This window comes from Thermococcus profundus (genome assembly GCF_002214585.1).
GTDB lineage: Archaea > Methanobacteriota_B > Thermococci > Thermococcales > Thermococcaceae > Thermococcus > Thermococcus profundus.
Genome location: NZ_CP014862.1, coordinates 1,358,611 through 1,376,040 on the forward strand (window position 1 = coordinate 1,358,611; position 17,430 = coordinate 1,376,040).

At 54.9% G+C, this 17,430-nt stretch carries 15 protein-coding genes and 1 tRNA gene; 8 read left to right on the forward strand and 8 right to left on the reverse strand.

Features of this window, described 5'->3' with window-relative positions; all coding sequences use genetic code 11:
* Positions 1–79: 79 nt before the first annotated feature.
* Positions 80–2,446: an alpha-amylase family glycosyl hydrolase gene (locus A3L09_RS07345; RefSeq protein ID WP_232473502.1), complete on the forward strand. Its 2,367-nt coding sequence runs from the start codon at positions 80–82 to the stop codon at positions 2,444–2,446.
* 3 nt (positions 2,447–2,449) lie between these two features.
* On the opposite strand, the gene A3L09_RS07350 is transcribed toward A3L09_RS07345, so the two are convergent.
* Both A3L09_RS07350 and A3L09_RS07355 read right to left on the reverse strand, forming a co-directional pair.
* Positions 2,450–3,694 (reverse strand): HD domain-containing protein, encoded by a 1,245-nt coding sequence (locus A3L09_RS07350; RefSeq protein ID WP_088858331.1) that lies wholly within the window; start codon positions 3,692–3,694, stop codon positions 2,450–2,452.
* A gap of 82 nt (positions 3,695–3,776) precedes the next feature.
* Positions 3,777–5,918: a restriction endonuclease gene (locus tag A3L09_RS07355; protein WP_198362261.1), complete on the reverse strand. Its 2,142-nt coding sequence runs from the start codon at positions 5,916–5,918 to the stop codon at positions 3,777–3,779.
* A 123-nt stretch (positions 5,919–6,041) separates the two neighbouring features.
* Between A3L09_RS07355 and A3L09_RS07360 the strand changes: the two genes are divergently transcribed.
* On the forward strand, positions 6,042–7,286 hold the full coding sequence (locus A3L09_RS07360; RefSeq protein ID WP_088859027.1) for a phosphoglycerate kinase: 1,245 nt from the start codon (positions 6,042–6,044) through the stop codon (positions 7,284–7,286).
* Positions 7,287–7,300: 14 nt separating this feature from the next.
* Here the strand turns inward: A3L09_RS07360 and cobB are convergent, their stop codons facing one another.
* A complete protein-coding gene (gene cobB / locus A3L09_RS07365) occupies positions 7,301–8,062 on the reverse strand; it encodes an NAD-dependent protein deacetylase (protein WP_088858333.1) in 762 nt (253 codons plus the stop codon).
* 146 nt (positions 8,063–8,208) lie between these two features.
* Between cobB and A3L09_RS07370 the strand changes: the two genes are divergently transcribed.
* The 3 genes from A3L09_RS07370 (at position 8,209) to A3L09_RS07380 (ending at position 11,450) form a co-directional block, all read left to right on the forward strand.
* Entirely contained in the window at positions 8,209–9,441 is a 1,233-nt protein-coding gene (locus A3L09_RS07370) for an aromatic amino acid transport family protein (protein WP_088858334.1), read from the forward strand.
* 140 nt (positions 9,442–9,581) lie between these two features.
* Positions 9,582–10,871 (forward strand): serine hydroxymethyltransferase, encoded by a 1,290-nt coding sequence (gene glyA, locus A3L09_RS07375; protein ID WP_088858335.1) that lies wholly within the window; start codon positions 9,582–9,584, stop codon positions 10,869–10,871.
* 96 nt (positions 10,872–10,967) lie between these two features.
* The gene (locus A3L09_RS07380) at positions 10,968–11,450 is read left to right on the forward strand and encodes an immunoglobulin-like domain-containing protein (RefSeq protein ID WP_198362262.1); all 483 of its coding nucleotides are present in this window, start codon (positions 10,968–10,970) and stop codon (positions 11,448–11,450) included.
* A gap of 210 nt (positions 11,451–11,660) precedes the next feature.
* Here A3L09_RS07380 and A3L09_RS07385 read toward each other — a convergent pair.
* Positions 11,661–11,748: transfer RNA gene (locus A3L09_RS07385), tRNA-Leu, on the reverse strand.
* Positions 11,749–11,825: 77 nt separating this feature from the next.
* Here A3L09_RS07385 and A3L09_RS07390 point away from each other — a divergent pair.
* The gene (locus A3L09_RS07390; RefSeq protein ID WP_088858337.1) at positions 11,826–12,332 is read left to right on the forward strand and encodes a DUF402 domain-containing protein; all 507 of its coding nucleotides are present in this window, start codon (positions 11,826–11,828) and stop codon (positions 12,330–12,332) included.
* Between the two features lies 1 nt (position 12,333).
* Positions 12,334–12,621 carry a DUF167 domain-containing protein gene (locus A3L09_RS07395; RefSeq protein ID WP_088858338.1) on the forward strand — a complete coding sequence of 96 codons (288 nt, stop codon included), beginning with the start codon at positions 12,334–12,336 and terminating at the stop codon, positions 12,619–12,621.
* Here A3L09_RS07395 and A3L09_RS07400 read toward each other — a convergent pair whose 3' ends face one another.
* Positions 12,622–13,626, reverse strand: coding sequence for a phosphorylating glyceraldehyde-3-phosphate dehydrogenase (locus A3L09_RS07400; RefSeq protein WP_088858339.1), 1,005 nt, complete (start codon positions 13,624–13,626; stop codon positions 12,622–12,624).
* A 128-nt stretch (positions 13,627–13,754) separates the two neighbouring features.
* On the opposite strand from A3L09_RS07400, the gene A3L09_RS07405 reads away from it, so the two are divergent.
* The gene (locus A3L09_RS07405; RefSeq protein ID WP_088858340.1) at positions 13,755–14,582 is read left to right on the forward strand and encodes a translation initiation factor eIF-2B alpha/beta/delta subunit family protein; all 828 of its coding nucleotides are present in this window, start codon (positions 13,755–13,757) and stop codon (positions 14,580–14,582) included.
* Positions 14,583–14,626: 44 nt separating this feature from the next.
* Here the strand turns inward: A3L09_RS07405 and A3L09_RS07410 are convergent, their stop codons facing one another.
* The 3 genes from A3L09_RS07410 to A3L09_RS07420 form a co-directional block, all read right to left on the reverse strand.
* Positions 14,627–15,307 (reverse strand): aspartate/glutamate racemase family protein, encoded by a 681-nt coding sequence (locus A3L09_RS07410; protein WP_088858341.1) that lies wholly within the window; start codon positions 15,305–15,307, stop codon positions 14,627–14,629.
* 78 nt (positions 15,308–15,385) lie between these two features.
* Entirely contained in the window at positions 15,386–16,600 is a 1,215-nt protein-coding gene (gene coaBC / locus A3L09_RS07415) for a bifunctional phosphopantothenoylcysteine decarboxylase/phosphopantothenate--cysteine ligase CoaBC (protein WP_088858342.1), read from the reverse strand.
* Positions 16,601–16,726: 126 nt separating this feature from the next.
* Positions 16,727–17,212: a hypothetical protein gene (locus tag A3L09_RS07420; protein WP_088858343.1), complete on the reverse strand. Its 486-nt coding sequence runs from the start codon at positions 17,210–17,212 to the stop codon at positions 16,727–16,729.
* Positions 17,213–17,430: the final 218 nt, after the last annotated feature.

Below are 17,430 nucleotides of genomic sequence, written 5' to 3' on the forward strand. Positions count from 1 at the left end.
TTTTAGATCTTTTGATCGGGGCCCTCGTTAGCATCTTCAACGAAAACCCTAATATACCCCCATTCACTATTCACCGCCGGTGATACATGTGGGAAAGAGAGCTTTGGGAGCCATTCTCCTTCTCGTCCTCCTGATGGGCGTCTTCGCCTCGGGCTGTCTGAGCGGCAAAGGAAATCCCGCGGCAAACACGACCACAAGCCAACTCCCAACGTCCCAGAAATCATCGATCCCCAGTACAACCTCGGAGTCGATTACTGAAACTGCCACTACCACCCCGCACACATCAACAACGCCCACCACATCCTCAAGCCCCACTACGACCACAGTCACGACAACGGCGACGACAACAACGCCTTCACAGTCTCACCGGGAGAACTACACGGTAATCTACCTCTCCGGTTCCTCCGGCTCCTGCCCGGCGGGTAAAGTTCCGGTCACCTTCGTTTACGAGCCAAAAAACAAAACCGTCAAGCGCGTCAGCCTGAGGGGAACCTTCAACAGCTGGGGCCAGTGGTACATGAGGAAGACCATCAACGGCACGTGGGTTCTCAAGACATGCCTCAAGCCGGGAACTTACCAGTACAAGTTCTACATAGACGGCCGGTGGGTTGAGGACATGTCAGCAGTCGATCCAACCGCCGACGGCTACGTTGACGACGGCTACGGAGGTAAAAACGCCCTCAAGGTGGTCAAAGGAGAGAGCTTTCTCAGCGTTGAGCACGATCCCTCCGACCCCACTTATCTCTCCGTTGCCGACAACAGAACCGTTGTACGCTTTAAGGCAGCGCCCGGAGTTATAGAGTCCGCAGTTCTGGTTACATCGGTAGGGAACTTCACGATGGAAAAGCAGGTATGGTGGAGCTCAGGGGAGATCTGGCGCGCCGAGGCCCCAGTTGAGCCATTCACCTACCACTTCGTCGTGAAGGCCAACGGGAGCGGGTTCGCCATCTTCAACTCAAGCGACTCGAAGCTCTTCTCCTTCGACGGTGTCGACAACTTCCCGCAGGTATCATGGGTAAGCAGGTCGGTGGGCTATCAAATCTTTCCAGACCGCTTCTACAACGGCAACAGGAGCAACGACGTTCTGGCACTGGATCACGACGAGCTCGTTCTCAACCAGGTCAATCCCGGCAAGCCCATACTCTCCAACTGGAGCGACCCGATAACCCCGCCCCACTGCTGCCATCAGTACTTCGGCGGGGACATAGCAGGAATTACGCAGAAACTCGACTACCTCCAGTCCATCGGCGTTACCCTGATCTATTTGAACCCCATCTTCCTCTCGGGAAGTGCCCACGGCTACGACCCTTACAGCTACTACGAGATCGATCCAAAGTTTGGAACGGAGGAAGAGCTCAAAACTTTCCTCAACGAGGCCCACAAACGTGGAATAAAGGTCATCTTCGACTTCGTGCCAGACCATACTGGCATTGGACACCCGGCTTTCCTGGACGTCTGGAGGAAGGGCAACCAGAGCCCCTACTGGGACTGGTACTTCATCAAGGAGTGGCCCTTCAGACTCGGCGACGGGAGCGCCTACGAGGGCTGGTGGGGGATAGGGAGCCTCCCGAAGCTCAACACCGCCAACCCTGAGGTGAAGGAACACCTCATAAACGCAACGCTCAAGTGGCTGGATTTCGGCTTCGACGGCTTCAGGGTTGACGTACCAAACGACCTCGTGAACGCGGACGAGTTCTTCCGCGAGCTCAGGGGGAGGGTAAAAGAGGAACATCCGAACGCTTACATGGTTGGCGAAATATGGACGCTCTCCCCGGAGTGGGTTAGAGGGGACCGCTTTGACTCCCTCATGAACTACGCCCTCGGGAGGGACATCCTCCTGCCCTACGCGGGGGGAACCCTAAACGGAAAGACCGCCCTCGACATGCTGGGAAGGTACTATGCCTCCTACGGTGAGAACGTCGTTGCCATGGGCTTCAACCTCGTCGATTCCCACGACACCTCACGGGCCCTCACGGATCTCGGCGGCGGAAAGTTAGGCGAGAAACCGAAGCCGGAAGCAGTCCAGAGACTCAAGCTCCTCTCCGCCCTGCTGTACACCCTCCCCGGGATGCCGGTGACGTTCCAGGGCGACGAGTGCGGCTTTTTGGGTGACAAGAGCCACTACGACGAACAGCGCTATCCACTCCAGTGGGACGAGTGCAACCAGAGCCTCGTCCAGCACTACAGGGCCTTATCAGAGCTGAGAAAGAGTCTGCCAGCACTTACAAGCAGCAAGATAAAGTTCTACACCGTCAAAGAGGGAGTTGTATCGTTCTTCCGCGGGCATGACGACGAAGTCCTAGTAATAGCCAACAACAGGGAAAACGCGACGATGATGGAGCTCCCACAGGGAACGTGGGAGGAATTCTGGCCTGGAAGCAGGAAGTTCAGCGGGGAGATCGAAGTCCCGCCCATAAGCCTGCTCGTGCTGGTAAAAGGAAAATAAAGGTCATCCGAAGATGACCTTCCTCCACGTTTCTCTAACTTTTTCCACGTACTTCGCTGGAGCCGCTATAAGAACGGCCCACCTCGGCGTCTGCCTCCTCTTAAGGGCGTTTGCGAGGGGGGTAACCTTAGTCAGGGGCTCCAGCTTTCCGTCTTCCATGAGGACGTTTATTTCCGTGGCCTTGAGCCTCGGCTCGCTGAGCATTAGATCGGCTATGCTGAACTCAAGGATGACCTCTCCCTCCCTTGCACCCGCGGCATCGGCAAGGGCCCTCTCTATCTCCTGCCTTCTCTTCACGTTCTTGTAGGCCGTCAGGAGTTCTCTTTTCTCCTCAGTGCTCAGCTCGTCGGTTCCAGCTAAGACGGCCGCTTTGTATAGGTTGCGGTACTTTATGCGTCTGACCATCTCCGAGGGGAAGCCCTCAAGGTCCTCCAGCTCAACGAGAACCCTGCAGTCTATCATCTTCCAGAAGTCCCACAGGTGATCCTCCTCAAGGGCGAACTCAAGGGCCCTGGTAAGCATTCCCTCGGCTATTTTGACGGTGTGGTGGAAGTAAACGCGCGAGTACATGAGGGAGCGCGCCACCATCATGCCCTCGACGGCCTCTATTCCCTTCTCCTCAACGGCAAGTTCCCCGTCATGGATAGTCAGAACCTTCAGGAGTCTCTCCATGTCGATTATGCCGTGTGCAACGCCGGTGTAGTGGGCGTCGCGGATTAAATAGTCGATCTGGTCAACGTCAACGTCGCCGTGTAGCGCCTGTCCGAGGTACCTCCTCCCGTGCTTTCCAAGGATGAGCTTTGCAACTTCGTGGGGATCGATGCCGTGCTTTCCAAGAATCTCAGGGATCCTTCCTCCCCCGTTGCCGTCGGTGAGGTCTATCTCCCCCAGGATTATCTTCTGGCCGAGCCTCATGTGATCGTATTCCTTCGTGTAGTGCTTGTATATCATCTCAAACGTGTGGCTGAAGGGGCCGTGGCCGATGTCGTGGAGCAGGGCCGCTATCTCAAGGACTTCCGCCTCCTCTTTCTCCAGCCCGAGCTCATCAGAGAGCCTTCTCGCAACGTTCCACGTTCCGAGCGAGTGCTCAAAGCGGCTGTGGTTTGCTCCAGGATAGACGAGAAAGGCAAGGCCCAGCTGTCTTATGTGCCTGAGCCTCTGGAACTCGGGCGTTTTAACGAGATCGAGAACGACGCCGTCGATCTTCATGCTGCCGTGAATGCCGTCGTGGATAACCTTTCCACCCATAATCACCACCGAAAAACGTTCGTCAAGTAATTTAAAAGGGTTTTCCACAGATCGCCAAAAATTGAAGGAGAAAATAGGAGGATTACCTATACTCGCGCTCAAGGTTCATCTGCTTAAGCCTGGCCGTTAATCCCTTAGCTGAAACGGAGTCCTCCTTAAGGATCCCGCCGCTCCTCGTATCGATCCTCGCGTAGTAGAGCCTGTCCTTGCCGGAGACCTTTATGTGGACGTAGCCCTTGTCCTTGTAGTGGGTCAGCCGCTCGGTCCTCGGGTTCTCCTCGCCGTATTTCTCACGCACATGCCTGTGGTAGAACTCCTCCAGCGCCCTCTCGGTGAAGTAAGCTTCCTTCTCAACGATTTCTCCCGTTGCCCTGTGGAGAACCAGCTTTCCCACCTTTGAAACGCCCGTGAACGTGACTACCCAGTCCTTGGCCAGCTCGATGGAGTCCACCTTCGCCTCGGGATCCACTTCCCTCGCCTTCTCCTCCGCGATCTTCTCGGCCAGCTTCCGCCTTAGGATTCTGTCAATCTCCTCCATCATCTTGCCGTCCTTGCTCAGGCGGACCTTTATCTCGTGAGTCTCGTTGGCGGCGTCGACCAGGTACTCGTCTCCTTCATCGGACACCGATGCTATCTCATAGCCGGGATACTTCTCCAGAACGAGTTCTCCTGCCCTCTTCTCAGAGATCTCAACGTAGTAGTCTAGAACGTCTCCTGTAGAGCCGTCTATCCTCACCCGGGCCATTCCGTCCTCCCCTGAAAGCTCAAGTTCGAGGTACTTGTGTTCAACCACCCGGTAGGAGGAGAGCGAAAGCCCATTGACGGGAAAGTTCTCCTCGATTATGGATTTCCCCTTTTCGACGGCCCCTTTGAGGGAGGGAAACCTGGCGACCTCTCTGGTTTCTCCGTTGCTCAGATCAATGGCTACAGAGACCACTGTGTCCCCGGTCAGAAGATCGGCGACGGCGCTCTTCTTGTTGAACTCAACACCCAATATTTCACTTCCGGGATAGGACTCAGCCAGGAGCTTCTTAACTGCCTCCTCGCTCATCCTCGTGTCTAGACGGAGGAGCTTCCCGGTGTAGGGATTGAACGCGGCCTCAAAGGAGAACCTCTCGGTGGTTCCGGAGACGAGCACTTTTTTCTTCTTCTTTGTTATCTTGACCCCCTTTCCCTTGATCCCCTCCCCCGTTGCCTTCATAACTGCCTCTCTGGCCTTCTCCACGAAGTACTTCTCGGGGAGGGGTTCTATTGATGCCTCAACTTTGCCTTTTGGAAGCTTCACTAGGGCCGTTCCCCTGTTGGCGCCGATTTTGAACTCAAGCTCTGCCTCTTTCGGCACGTAGACCTTTCTTCTATCTGAAATCTGAACCTTGTTCTCGGACGTTCCCAGTTCCTTCGCCGCGGTCTCCTTAAGAACGAGGACGGCTTCCCCAGGGGTCAGCGGAACCTCCAGCTCCCTTTCCGTAGCCCTGATGACCGCCGGAGAATCCAGTCTGGCCTTTCTGATTGGGTTGCTCAGCTCGGCATCCTCATCCGCACGCAGAACGATCTTGTCCCTGGAGAAAACGACAGCACGTCCCTTGTTTTCATCGTCCACTGCCCAAGAGATTATGTACGCACTCTGGAGCTTCACTCTCAGGCCGGAAAGCTCCACCTCATCGGGTTCGATGGGGTAATTCGAGGACAGGTACCTGGCGACACCCTTCAGGATTTCCTCGGGGGAGAACTCGTACAGAAGGGGGGCATCGAGGTTGAACTCCCTCAGGGTCTCCTCTTGGTGGTTTACCTCTTCCCTCTCCTCGAGGATTCTTTCAATGTCCTCTGGAACCGGAACGGAGTAGTTGTTTAGGAGTGAAGCCAGCTTGTCCCCGTCCCAGGGGACGATCCTCCCCCGGTACTCGCGGGAAAGAAGGAGCTTCGCGTCCTTTGTAAAGCCAGCGGGGGACACAAAAACCCCCTTATCGGCCCGGTGCTCGTCCAGAAGTTCCCCGAACTGGTTCACCCTACGCGAATCGGCAAGGCCCTTCTCGTGGAGGGCAATAATGACCTTCTCAGTCCCGGCTATCGGATCCTTTCTGAGGGCGATTATGTCGAGGCCCCACTCCCCCCGCCGGGGAACCTTTTCGTACTCCATGAAGCCCATCCTTTTGAGTAGCTCGATCAAAACATCGATGAGACTGTCCCTAGGTGAGAGCATCACGATCTCCGACGTCCATGCCACCGTCATCACCACACTGTAATCCCTTGGGCGGCATCCTATAAATCTCTTTCTTCGCGGTTATCACCCCGGGTGTTCAGAATGATTTTTAACACTTTGAAAGCAACATCCACCGGTGAAAGGGGGATGGAAAAAGCGTTCAAGCTCACGGACTTCGACTTCCACGATAAAACCGTCTTTCTGAGGGCGGATCTCAACTCTCCTGTCAAGGACGGGAGGATAATAAGCGACGCCAGGTTCAGGGCGGTTCTCCCCACGATAAAGACCCTTCTCGAAAGCGGGGCAAAGGTGGTTATAGCCACCCATCAGAGCAAGCCCTACAAAAGCGACTACATAACGACCGAGGAGCACGCAGAGATACTCTCCAGGCTCCTGGGGATCACCGTTGAGTACGTCGAGGACATCTTCGGAAGATATGCTAGGGAGAGAATAAAAGCCCTCAAGCCGGGAGAGGCCGTAATCCTAGAAAACCTGCGCTTCTCCGCCGAGGAAACCCTCTACAAGCCCATTGAGGAATGCGAAAAGACTCACTTCGTCAGAAAGCTGGCCCCGCTCATAGACTACGTCGTCAACGACGCCTTCGCGGCCGCCCACCGGAGCCAGCCTTCCCTCGTCGGCTTTGCCCGGCTGAAGCCGATGATAATGGGAAAGCTCATGGAAGCTGAGGTAGAAGCCCTCGGGAGGGCCTACGAAACGGGGGAGAAGCCCAGGGTCTACGTTCTTGGAGGGGCAAAGGTCGACGACTCCCTCAGGGTAGCGGAGAACGTCCTCAGGATGGGAAGGGCCGATGTAATACTCACCGGCGGCCTCGTCGCCCAGGTTTTCACCCTCGCCAAGGGCTTCAACATTGGGGATGCGAACCTCTCGTTCCTCGAAAGAAAGGGCCTCTTGGAACTCGTTGACTGGGCGGAAAGGATCCTCGACGAATTCTATCCCTACGTTAGAACCCCCGTCGACTTCGCGATCGATTACAGGGGGGAGAGGCGTGAGATAGATCTTCTAAGCGATGAAAAGCGGCTCTTCGATGAGTACCCGATACTGGACATCGGCGGGAGGACGATAGAGAAGTACAGAAAGATCCTCCTCGATGCCAGAACGATAGTCGCCAACGGTCCGATGGGCGTCTTCGAGAGGGAAGAGTTCGCCAGGGGCACCGTTGGAGTTTTCAGAGCCGTTGGGGAAAGCGAAGCCTTCAGCGTCGTCGGGGGCGGCCACTCGATAGCCAGCATCTACCAGTACGGCATAGAGGGCATAAGCCACGTATCCACCGGAGGGGGAGCCATGCTGAGCTTCTTCGCCGGGGAAAGGCTTCCAGTCCTGGAGGCGCTCAGTGTGAGCTACCAAAGGTTCAGGAGCGCTCTGGGGGGATAAAGGGGGCACCAGGTTTATCCCCCTTCCACCGTCTTCTTGATTGAGTCTAAAATCCCGCGCATGGCCTTTCCTGCGGGCAGGGGGATAAAAAGATCCGCTATCGGTGTTATCCCGCTCCCCTTCGGGTTTATCTCAATCACCCTCCCGCCCCTCTCTTTGACGATGTAAGGGATGTACGCGGCCGGATAGACGACCCCGCTCGTGCCGATCACTAAAACAAGATCCGCTTTGGAAGCCAGCTCAAACGCCTTCTCAAGGGCTTCCTTCGGCAGGGGCTCCCCAAACCAGACCACGTCCGGCCTTAGCTGGGAACCGCAGTTAGGACATTTTGGAACCCCGTTTCCTTTCAGGAATTCCTCAAGCCTTCCGCTTTTCTTAAGATCTTCCGAGTAGTTGCAGGAGGTACATTTAACACGGAATATGTTGCCGTGGAGCTCGATTAGGTTCTCCGTCCCGGCCTCCCTGTGGAGGTCGTCGACGTTCTGGGTTATCACCGCTCTTATAATCCCCATCCTCTCAAGCTCCGCGAGGGCTAGATGAGCGTCGTTTGGCCTTGCCTTCCGTATCAGCTCCATCCTCCATCTGTAGAAGTCCCAGACAAGCTCAGGGTTCCTCTTGAATGCCTCGGGGGTTGCCAGTTCCTCAGGTTTGTGGTTCCTCCACAGCCCGTTGGGATCTCTGAACGTTGGCACACCGCTCTCAGCACTTATCCCGGCTCCGGTGAAGGCTATCGCGGAGCGGGAGCGCAGTAAGAGTTTGACGGCCTCCCCTATCATGTTCCATCCTACTCGCACCCCCTTAAAAATCCTGCCCGAGTTCGACGGGTATTCCCCGAAAGGGCCGAATAAAATTTGAAGTCCGGTTCAATCTTTCGAGCAAGGGTTTAAATTGTATGCATGCATACATTTTAACGGTGAGAGAAATGCCGGTTTCAAACGGGGTTGAGAGAAAGAGAGTGACCACATCACACGGGAGGTACTATTCGGCGAGAATAGCGGCCCAAAGAAGAAAAAAGCTCATTGTCATACAGAACATAAGACGCAGGAAAGGATCCAAGGGGCTCAGAACAAGCCCGATAACCCTTGAGAAGGCACGGATAAGCGAGAGGGAAGCGCTGGCGGTATTAGTTGGAACGCAGATAGGTGCTGGGGTGCTCGGACTCCCGTATGCTGCGGCAAAGGTGGGCCTCATTCCAGCTATCGGCGTCCTCATCGGGGTAATGGCCCTCATGCTCGGAACGGCCTTCATAACCCTGAGGTTCTCTGCTGAGATGGGCGGGGCCCAGATGAGCACAATCGCCCAGAAGAAGCTCGGAAAAGCAGGCGGCTGGCTCATGTACCTCAGCATAACCCTCATGAGCTTCGGTGCTCTCCTCGCGTACGTTGCCGGAATGGGACAGGTGTTCTCAAGCCTCTTCGGCGTCAGCGAGACAGTGGGCGGCGTTATATTCTGGGTGCTGGCTTCAATCGTCGTCTACCACGGCCTAGAAGCCAGCGGAAAGACCGAGCTGATAATGAGCTACGTCATGCTGGCCCTCTTCGTTGGGGTTACTCTAATGCTCGTCCCCCACGCCAGGCTGGAGAATGGCCTCTACGCAGACCTCTCTGGCCTGTTGAGCATAACAGGCGTTGCGATCTTCGCCCTTGGCTGCCACACGATAATTCCCGACGTCTACAAGGGGCTCGGAAGCTACGAGAAGACGAAGAGGGTAGTTGTCCTGGCTTTCCTCATCCCAACGGCGATCTACGCTGTGTTCATGGCCTCTTTCCTGCTTGTCTTCGGCAGGGGAACGCCAGAGGTGGCCACGCAGGGCCTTGAGACGCTCTATGGAAGGATCGGCTGGCTCACCGGCAACCTCATACCCCTCTTAGCCATAACGACGAGCTACATAGGGATAGCCCTAGCCCAGCAGAGCAACAGCGAGGAGTTCGTGAGGCTCAAAAGACCACTCGCATGGGGCCTGACGGTTATTCCCCCCGCCCTCGTCTACTTCGCTGGCATCAGGAACTTCGCGGACGTGCTGGCCTTCGCGGGCGACACCGGAGACATGCTGGCCTTCATCGTGCTCCCGCTCCTCATCTGGGGAGTCGAGAAGATACGGGGACTGCGGGCTAGGGCAGAGGAGAAAGCCCCAAGGCCGCTCCCATCCCCATGATCTCCTTTTTTACCCTTCTTTCAGTGTTTCGAGTTCGGCACCAGTGCCGTTTTTGAGCGTTCAATGTCCTTTTTCATCCAAGTGCACACCTCGGTAAGATTTATATCCTCATCGTTCAAACCTCCGTCGAGGTGTTCCACATGGCTGAGGGATACAGGGAGTACAGGGATAAGGTTCTGGAGTTTATTGAAGACCACGAGAACTGGAGGAAGCACACGATAAACCTCATCGCGAGCGAAAACGTGACTTCTCCGACGGTTACGCGGGCCGTTGCGAGCGGCTTCATGCACAAGTACGCCGAGGGCTGGCCGAAGCAGAGGTATTATCAGGGCTGCAAGTACGTTGATGAGGTCGAACTCATCGGTGTAGAGCTCTTCACCAAGCTCTTCAAGAGTGATTTCGCTGACCTTCGCCCGATTTCCGGAACGAACGCCAACCAGGCCGTCTTCTTCGGACTCACCCAACCGGGCGACAAGGCCATAGTTCTCCACACCAGCCACGGCGGTCACATAAGCCACATGCCCTTTGGAGCGGCTGGAATGCGCGGTCTTGAAGTCCACACCTGGCCCTTCGACAACGAGGAGTTCAACATCGACGTCGACAAGGCCGAGAAGATGATAAGGGAGCTCGAGCCCAAGATAGTAGTCTTCGGCGGTTCGCTCTTCCCGTTCCCGCACCCGGTCAAGGAGCTCGCGCCAGTAGCCAAGGAAGTTGGAGCATACGTCATGTTCGACGGTACCCACGTCCTCGGCCTCATCGCTGGAAAGCAGTTCCAGGACCCGCTCCGCGAAGGAGCCGACATAATCACAGCCTCAACTCATAAGACCTTCCCGGGACCACAGGGCGGTGTCATCCTCTACAAGCGCTTCGGTGAGACAGAGGAGATAGCCAAGCTCCAGTGGGCCATCTTCCCGGGCGTTTTGAGCAACCACCACCTCCACCACATGGCCGGAAAGACCCTCACCGCGGCTGAGATGCTCGAGTACGGTGAGAAGTACGCGGCCCAGATAGTCAAGAACGCCAAGGCCCTCGCCGAGGCTCTCGCAGAGGAGGGCTTCAAGGTCATCGGTGAGGACAAGGGCTACACCGAGAGCCACCAGGTCATCGTCGATGTATCCGACCTCCACGAAGCTGCCGGAGGATGGGCGGCTCCCCTACTTGAAGAGGCTGGCATAATCCTCAACAAGAACCTCCTGCCCTGGGATCCGCTTGAGAAGGTCAACACCCCGAGCGGCCTCCGCATAGGAGTCCAAGAAATGACCCGCGTCGGAATGATGGAGGACGACATGAAGGAGATAGCCCGCTTCATGAAGCGCGTCCTCCTCGACAGGGAAGACCCTGCCAAGGTCAGGAGGGACGTCTACGGCTTCCGCGCCGAGTTCCAGAAGGTTTACTACTCCTTCGACCACGGCCTCCCGATGAGGGAGTGATCCCATTTCTTTCCTTTGTTTGCCTCAGATACTTCAAGCGCTTTTGAAACCGTCGCAAGTTTTAATAGCCTCCACCGCGAGGATTCAATGATAACGATGAAGCGCGTGGTACTCGTGATGCTGCTCCTGTTTGGGATGGTGTTTGCCTACCAAGTACTGATCACCCAGGAGGAGGGCACCCTCAAGGAAGTGGATCTGCGAAAAGACACCATAGACCTGAACGAAACCCTCGGCCCGATGGTGCCAGTTGAAAACATATCCCACATTATTCGCCTCGACAGACAGACCTACTCTCCCGGGGACACGATGACGCTGACGGTAACCAACTCGATGAATTCAACGCTCACTACAAGGTACGACTTCAGGATCTACAGGAGAGGGAACGAGGGCTGGATCGAGGTTCAGCTTAACCTCGCATTCCCGGACGTCTTGATCGAGGTGAGGCCCGGCGAAAGCTGGGAGGAGAGGATAGACCTCTCGGAGCTCGGGCTGAAGCCCGGGAAGTACAGGGTTGAAAAGACAATATGCGCCAACGGTCTCTGCTTCCCCGACTGGGCAGAGTTTGAGGTTAAGGGATGAACAACTAGCTCACCTTTCTCTCTCAAAACCTCCCCTTCAAGAGAGGGGGAGTTGGGCAAGAGATATAAAATCCGAAAACCTATTCTCTTATCGTGCGGTGCCCGGCCTTCATCAGCCGTGCACCCCCTAGCGGTGAACGGCCGGGTGCCGCACCAACAAACGAAAACGATTCTGGAGCCTAAATTGTCCGCCGGAAAACTCAAGAAGCTGTGGTGCGGGGGACGGGATTTGAACCCGCGAACCCCTACGGGACGGGACCCTAAATCCCGCGCCTTTGGCCAGGCTCGGCAACCCCCGCGCGTTGAGAGGTAGAATGGGGCGGTTAAAAAATCTTTCGATGGGTAGGTTTTTAATCGGAAGGCTCAAGTGAAGCCCATGGGACAGAGAATCAATTTAACCTATCGCAGGATTCCCAACAGGATCCTTGAGCGGGATGATGAGATAGTCGCGGATCTGGGGAATGTCATAGTCGCAAAATCCCGCTTTGCAGGCATGCTGGCCCCGCTCAAGGTTAACGGTATCGAGGTCATCAGGAACGGCTACAACATGCTCTACTTCGCCTTCGTTGGGAAAAACTACGACGTCCTCAAGGTATACGACGAAGAGGGGAACTTTAAAGGGCTTTACATCGACGTTCTGGCCTACACGAGGCGCGAGGGAAACACCCTGGACATGCTCGACCTGTTCTTGGATATCTTTGTCTTCCCAAACGGGGAGGCCTTTCTCATCGACGAGGATGAGCTCGAGATGGCGCTGAACTACGGGCTTATAGATAAGAAGACCTTCGACTTCGCCTACCGGGTCGCGCGGGAGATACTCGAAAAGCTTAAACGGAAGAAGTTCCCGCCGGAGATCGTGTGGGAGTACGACTGGGGGGATTGAGATGAGGAAGTTCATCAAGGAGACAAAGGACGGGGTTCTGCTCCTCATTCACGTCCAGCCGAAGGCGAAGAAGAACGCGGTTGAGGGGATCGATGAATGGCGCGGAAGATTAAAGGTCAGGATAGCGGCGCCGCCCGTTGAGGGAAAGGCGAACAAGGAAGTGGTGAAGTTCTTCTCAAAGCTCCTCGGGGCTGAGGTCAGCATAGTCCGGGGAGAAACGGGCAGGGAGAAGGACTTGCTCGTGAAGGGCCTGAGCGTTGAAGAAGTAAAGAAAAAGCTGGGGGTTTAATCACTTCAGAATCCCTAAACTCTTGTTCGTCTTCCTTATACTCTCCCACTTGTCGGCCATCTCGAACATGGCCCTTATCGCATCTACGTTCTCCGGAACGACGTCGCTCTCCTGGTGGACGGCCTGGATGTAGAAGAGCCTGTTGCCCTTCACGCTTATGCTCTCCTTCCAGACGGCTATCTCGTAGAGGTTGTTCCACTCGCGGTGGAGATCCCTTGCGAACTCTATGAGCTGGGCCGTGCTCTCAAAGCCCTTATCCTTCTCGAAGAGGAGAACCCTAGTGGTGTTCTCGAAGATATCGATAACATCCTCCCTCGTTACCGGCTTCTTGAGCTCTATCATAACGCTGTGAACGTGCATCAGGGTGGTCGGCACGATGAAGGCCATCGTCTCGATGTTTATCGGGATAACCGTCTGAACATCGGGGCCGTGGTGAGAGGGAACCGTTACGCTCGGCGTTATCGCGTTGACCGGGCCGCGCTTGGAGTCGTTCGGATCTGCGGCTCTCCTAATCATTACTGCGTAGACGTAGTCGATGTACTCTTGAAGGACTGAGAGCGTTCTGGTCAATCCAGTCGTGTTGCAGGAGACTACTCTAACGTAGTCCTTTCCGAGGGCCTTCTCGTAGTTTGCCTGGGCCACAAAGGAAACTTCGGCAGTGGAGGCCTTCTCACCACCCTGGAAGATAGCTTTAACGCCGGCCTTCTCGTAGAGGGCCTTGTTCTTCGCCCCCATTCCACCGGGGGTGGCGTCAACGATCACGTCAACTTTCTCCAGAAGATCGTTTAGGGTCCCGGCCACCTCGAAGCCGGCCTTCTCAAAGCGCGGGAGGAACTCCTCGCCCGCGGCATAAACGGGAATTCCAAGCTCTTTAGCGCGGTAGGACTCAAAGTCTGGCTTCGTCTTTGTTACTCCAATGAGCTCCATATCGTCCTGCTTCGAGACGGCATAAGCTACACGCTTTCCAATGGTTCCATAACCGTTAACTCCAACCCTGACCTTCATGGGATCACCGGGAATTTTACAGTGATAAAATACTTAAGCCTTGTTTTCACTGGGGGTGAAAACCCGAAAGGATCGAAAGAATGATAAAGGGCTGTGAGGAGTTGGAAGGGGTTTGAGCGGTGGTTAGGATGCTACCCGATGAAGTCAGAGCGGTGCTTGAAGAGATGAGAACTGAGAGGATCCACGGGGCCAGCTGGCTGGCCATGCGGGGAGCCGAAGCGTACGTTCTTCTCTCAGAGCTTCTTGAAGGAGAAGAGCTTGAAATGGCCCTCCGCGAGATGAGGAGAGAAATCCCCTCCGTAAACCGGACGATGGCCTCCCTCTACAACCTGGCCAGGTTCATCCCGATAACTGGCTCGCCGGAGATCGTCAGATCCAGGGCCGGGGAGTTCATCCGTCTGGCCCAGGAAGCCAAGAGGGAAATCGGAAACATCGGAAGCGAGCTCATAGATGAGAACGACGTTGTGATAACCCACTCATTCTCCTCAGCAGTTCTTGAGATCCTCAAATCCGCCTGGAGGAAGGGAAAGAGGTTCAGGGTCATCCTCACCGAGAGCGCCCCGGACTATGAGGGAATAGCCCTGGCAAACGAGCTCCACTCCTTGGGCATACCCCACGAGGTCATCACAGATGCCCAGCTCGGCCTCTTTGCCAAAAATGCAACTCTGGCCCTTGTAGGCGCGGACAACGTGACGAAGGACGGGTACGTGGTGAACAAGGCCGGGACGTACCCCCTTGCCCTCGCCTGCCACGACAGCGGCGTTCCCTTCTACGTTGCGGCTGAGAGCTTCAAGCTCCATCCAGAACTCGAATCGAAAGAGGTAGAAATAGTTGAAAGGCCATACACAAGACAGGGGCACAGGGTAAGGAACTTCATATTCGACGTGACCCCCTGGAGGTACGTCCGCGGGATAATCACGGAGCTTGGAGTGCTCGTTCCCCCCAAGGAGATCTGACCGACGGCTCGTCCCTCTCGAAGCCAAAGCTTGAAAAGTAAAAATCATTCGCTCGCTAGTTCGATGAGCTTCCGCATGTGGATCGCGGCGGTGTCGAAGACTTCAACGGAGACGTCTTCCGGCTTGATGGCCAATGGCAGCTCGGTGCAGCCGAGGATTACCCCCTCGATCCCCTCCTCCCTCGCGTACCTTTCAACAAGCTCGATCAGGTAAGGCTTGCTCTTCAGGTTCTCGAAGGCCAGCTCGCTGAAAATTATTCTGTCAACCTCGTTCATCTCGTCTTCGTTTGGAACGACCACTTCAAAACCCGCCTCCCTAAGGGCGTTCCTGTAGAAGTCAGCAGTCATCGTCGTTTTGGTTCCCAGAAGGAGAACCTTTTCAACTCCCCTGCGCTTTATCTCCTCAATCAGGGCGTCGATTATGCTCACCATTGGAACACTCACAGCCTTCTGAACCTGGGGAAAGACTATGTGTGGTGTGTTGGCGGACATGGCTATTATCTCCGCACCTGCCCTCTCAAGGGCCTTCGCCGCGCTTATGAGGATCTCCGTCCTCCCCTCCCAGCCGCGGGGGTTGTTCTTGAACTCCTCAAAGTTTATGGAGTAGATTATGAGCTCCGGAAACGTCATAGGGCCAAATTTCTCCCTGCTTATCATTATGTAGTTCCGGTAGTAGTAGCAGGTGGATTCCGGGGTGGTTCCACCTATTATTCCTATCCTCTTCACGGAGAATCACCGCACGGGGATAAATTTCGAAAATTATGAAGCTTTCGGCTATTTCAAGAGAGAAAAGTGAAAATGGGTTCACAGGACCAGAGATGTTATCTCGTCCCACAACCTCTCGGCGAGCTTCCTCTTGTCCATCCTCGGAAGCTTTTTTGTAAAATCCCTGCCGACAAGCAGAACCTCATTCTCATCACTGCCGAAGGCCTTGAGGGTGTTTGCCACAACCAGATCGCTTCCAGCGCGCTCAATTTGCTTTCTAGCGGCGTTTATGAGCTCCTCCTCGTTCAGTCCTGTTTCGGCCTTAAAGCCAACGAGGAACACATCCGGTTGAAGCTCCTTCACGCGGTCGATTATCTTCGGGGTCGGCTCGAGCTCAAGTGTTAGAGTTTGCCCGCTCTTTATTTTCACTCTGGATTTCTCCTTCACACGGAAGTCGCTGACCGCGGCGGCTAAAACCACCACGTCGTACTTTTTGCTCTTCAGCTCACTTTCTATCGCCTCAAGCATCTCTTCAACGGTATTGACCTCAATCTGGTTCTCAACGAGGCTCGGCACACTTCCCTTGGTCCGGATTAGAGTTACCTCCGCTCCCCGAAGTTCGGCTTCCTCGGCCATTGCGACTCCCATCTTCCCGCTGCTCGCGTTGGTTATGTAGCGTATTGGATCTATGTACTCCCTCGTTGCCCCCGCAGTGACTAGAACGCGCTTTCCAGCGAGATCCTTTTTGTAGAGCTTTCTTATAACGTGATAAACTATCTCCTCAATCGAGGCTACCTTTGCCTTGCCCTCCTCAAATCTGGGCTGGATAAATTCCACACCGAGTTTCTCCAGCTTCTCGATGTTCTCCCTCACAATTGGGTGATCGTACATCGTTGAATGCATCGCGGGGGCTATCACGATTGGCGTGTGGGCGAACGCCGTTGTCACGACGGTTGTAACTGGCGTATCGTCGATTCCGCAGGCAATTTTGGATATGGTGTTGGCCGTCGCGGGACAAACGAGGACCAGGTCCGCCTTGTTCTCGTGATCCCCTGCAAGTTCGACGTGTTCTATAAAGCCCGTAATTTCAGTCACTACAGGGTTCCCCGTGGCAAACTCCATGGAGTAGGGGTGAATTATCTTTTGAGCATTTTCGCTCATTACGGCGTGGACTTCTGCGCCGTGTCTTATAAGCTCCCTCGCGAGTTTAACGCACTCGACCGCCGCTATACTCCCGGGGATTGCGAGAACAATTTTCTTGCCAATGAGCTTCCGGCTTTTGGTAGCGTGGATCAGTTTAACATGGTGGAGCACGGTGATCACCGTTTTCAATTGGTCTCTCCAACTCTAAAGGTTTTTGGGAATCAGAAAAAGCTAGGATACCTCCAAATAGACTGGACGTTTCTGAAAGAGGCTGAAGCGATAGGGACGTCTGAGGCGTTACGGTGATATCATTATTCGGGTCAAAGTGTTCCTGTGAACGATCTTTGTGGAGAACTGGTTATCAAAGCCGAGGGTGCCGAACCGGGATCTTAGGACGCCCGAAAGGGACTCGATTGGGAACTCACCGCTGGTTATTACCGTAATCCTCGTGGGAAGAAATGCTCCCATCTCCGGCCTGTACTGCATGATGACGACCACAGGGTAGGTCTTCCCATCCAGATGAACCGCGTTTATGAACGCTTGGTCTATAAACCTGAAGCCCTCACTCTCCGAGACCACCGTTATCTCCAAGGCATCACCGTAGGACTGAGCGAGTCTAAAGAGCACCTCCTCAAGATCCCCCTCAGGAATCCTCACCCTAAGCGCGGCGGTGTCCCTGTGCTTATTGTAAAGAGCCCACCTAAGGAAGATGCCTTGATTTATCAACGGCTCCATGATTTTATTCATCTTGGATATAGGAACCTCAAAGTCAAGTTCTACCATGTTACATCACCGCTGGTACCAGCAAGGCCCCCAGTCATTACGGGATGTGATGTGTTATCTTATTAAGTTTTCGGCAGGGGTACAGATTTAAGAGCACTAATGAACATATTTGAAACCGCAGCACAAAAAGGTGAAAGCAAAAGCTTATTCAACCCGGAGGGTCGGATTCAAGCCCTTATTCAACCACCTTATTACATTGCAGGGGGCACCCGCTTGTT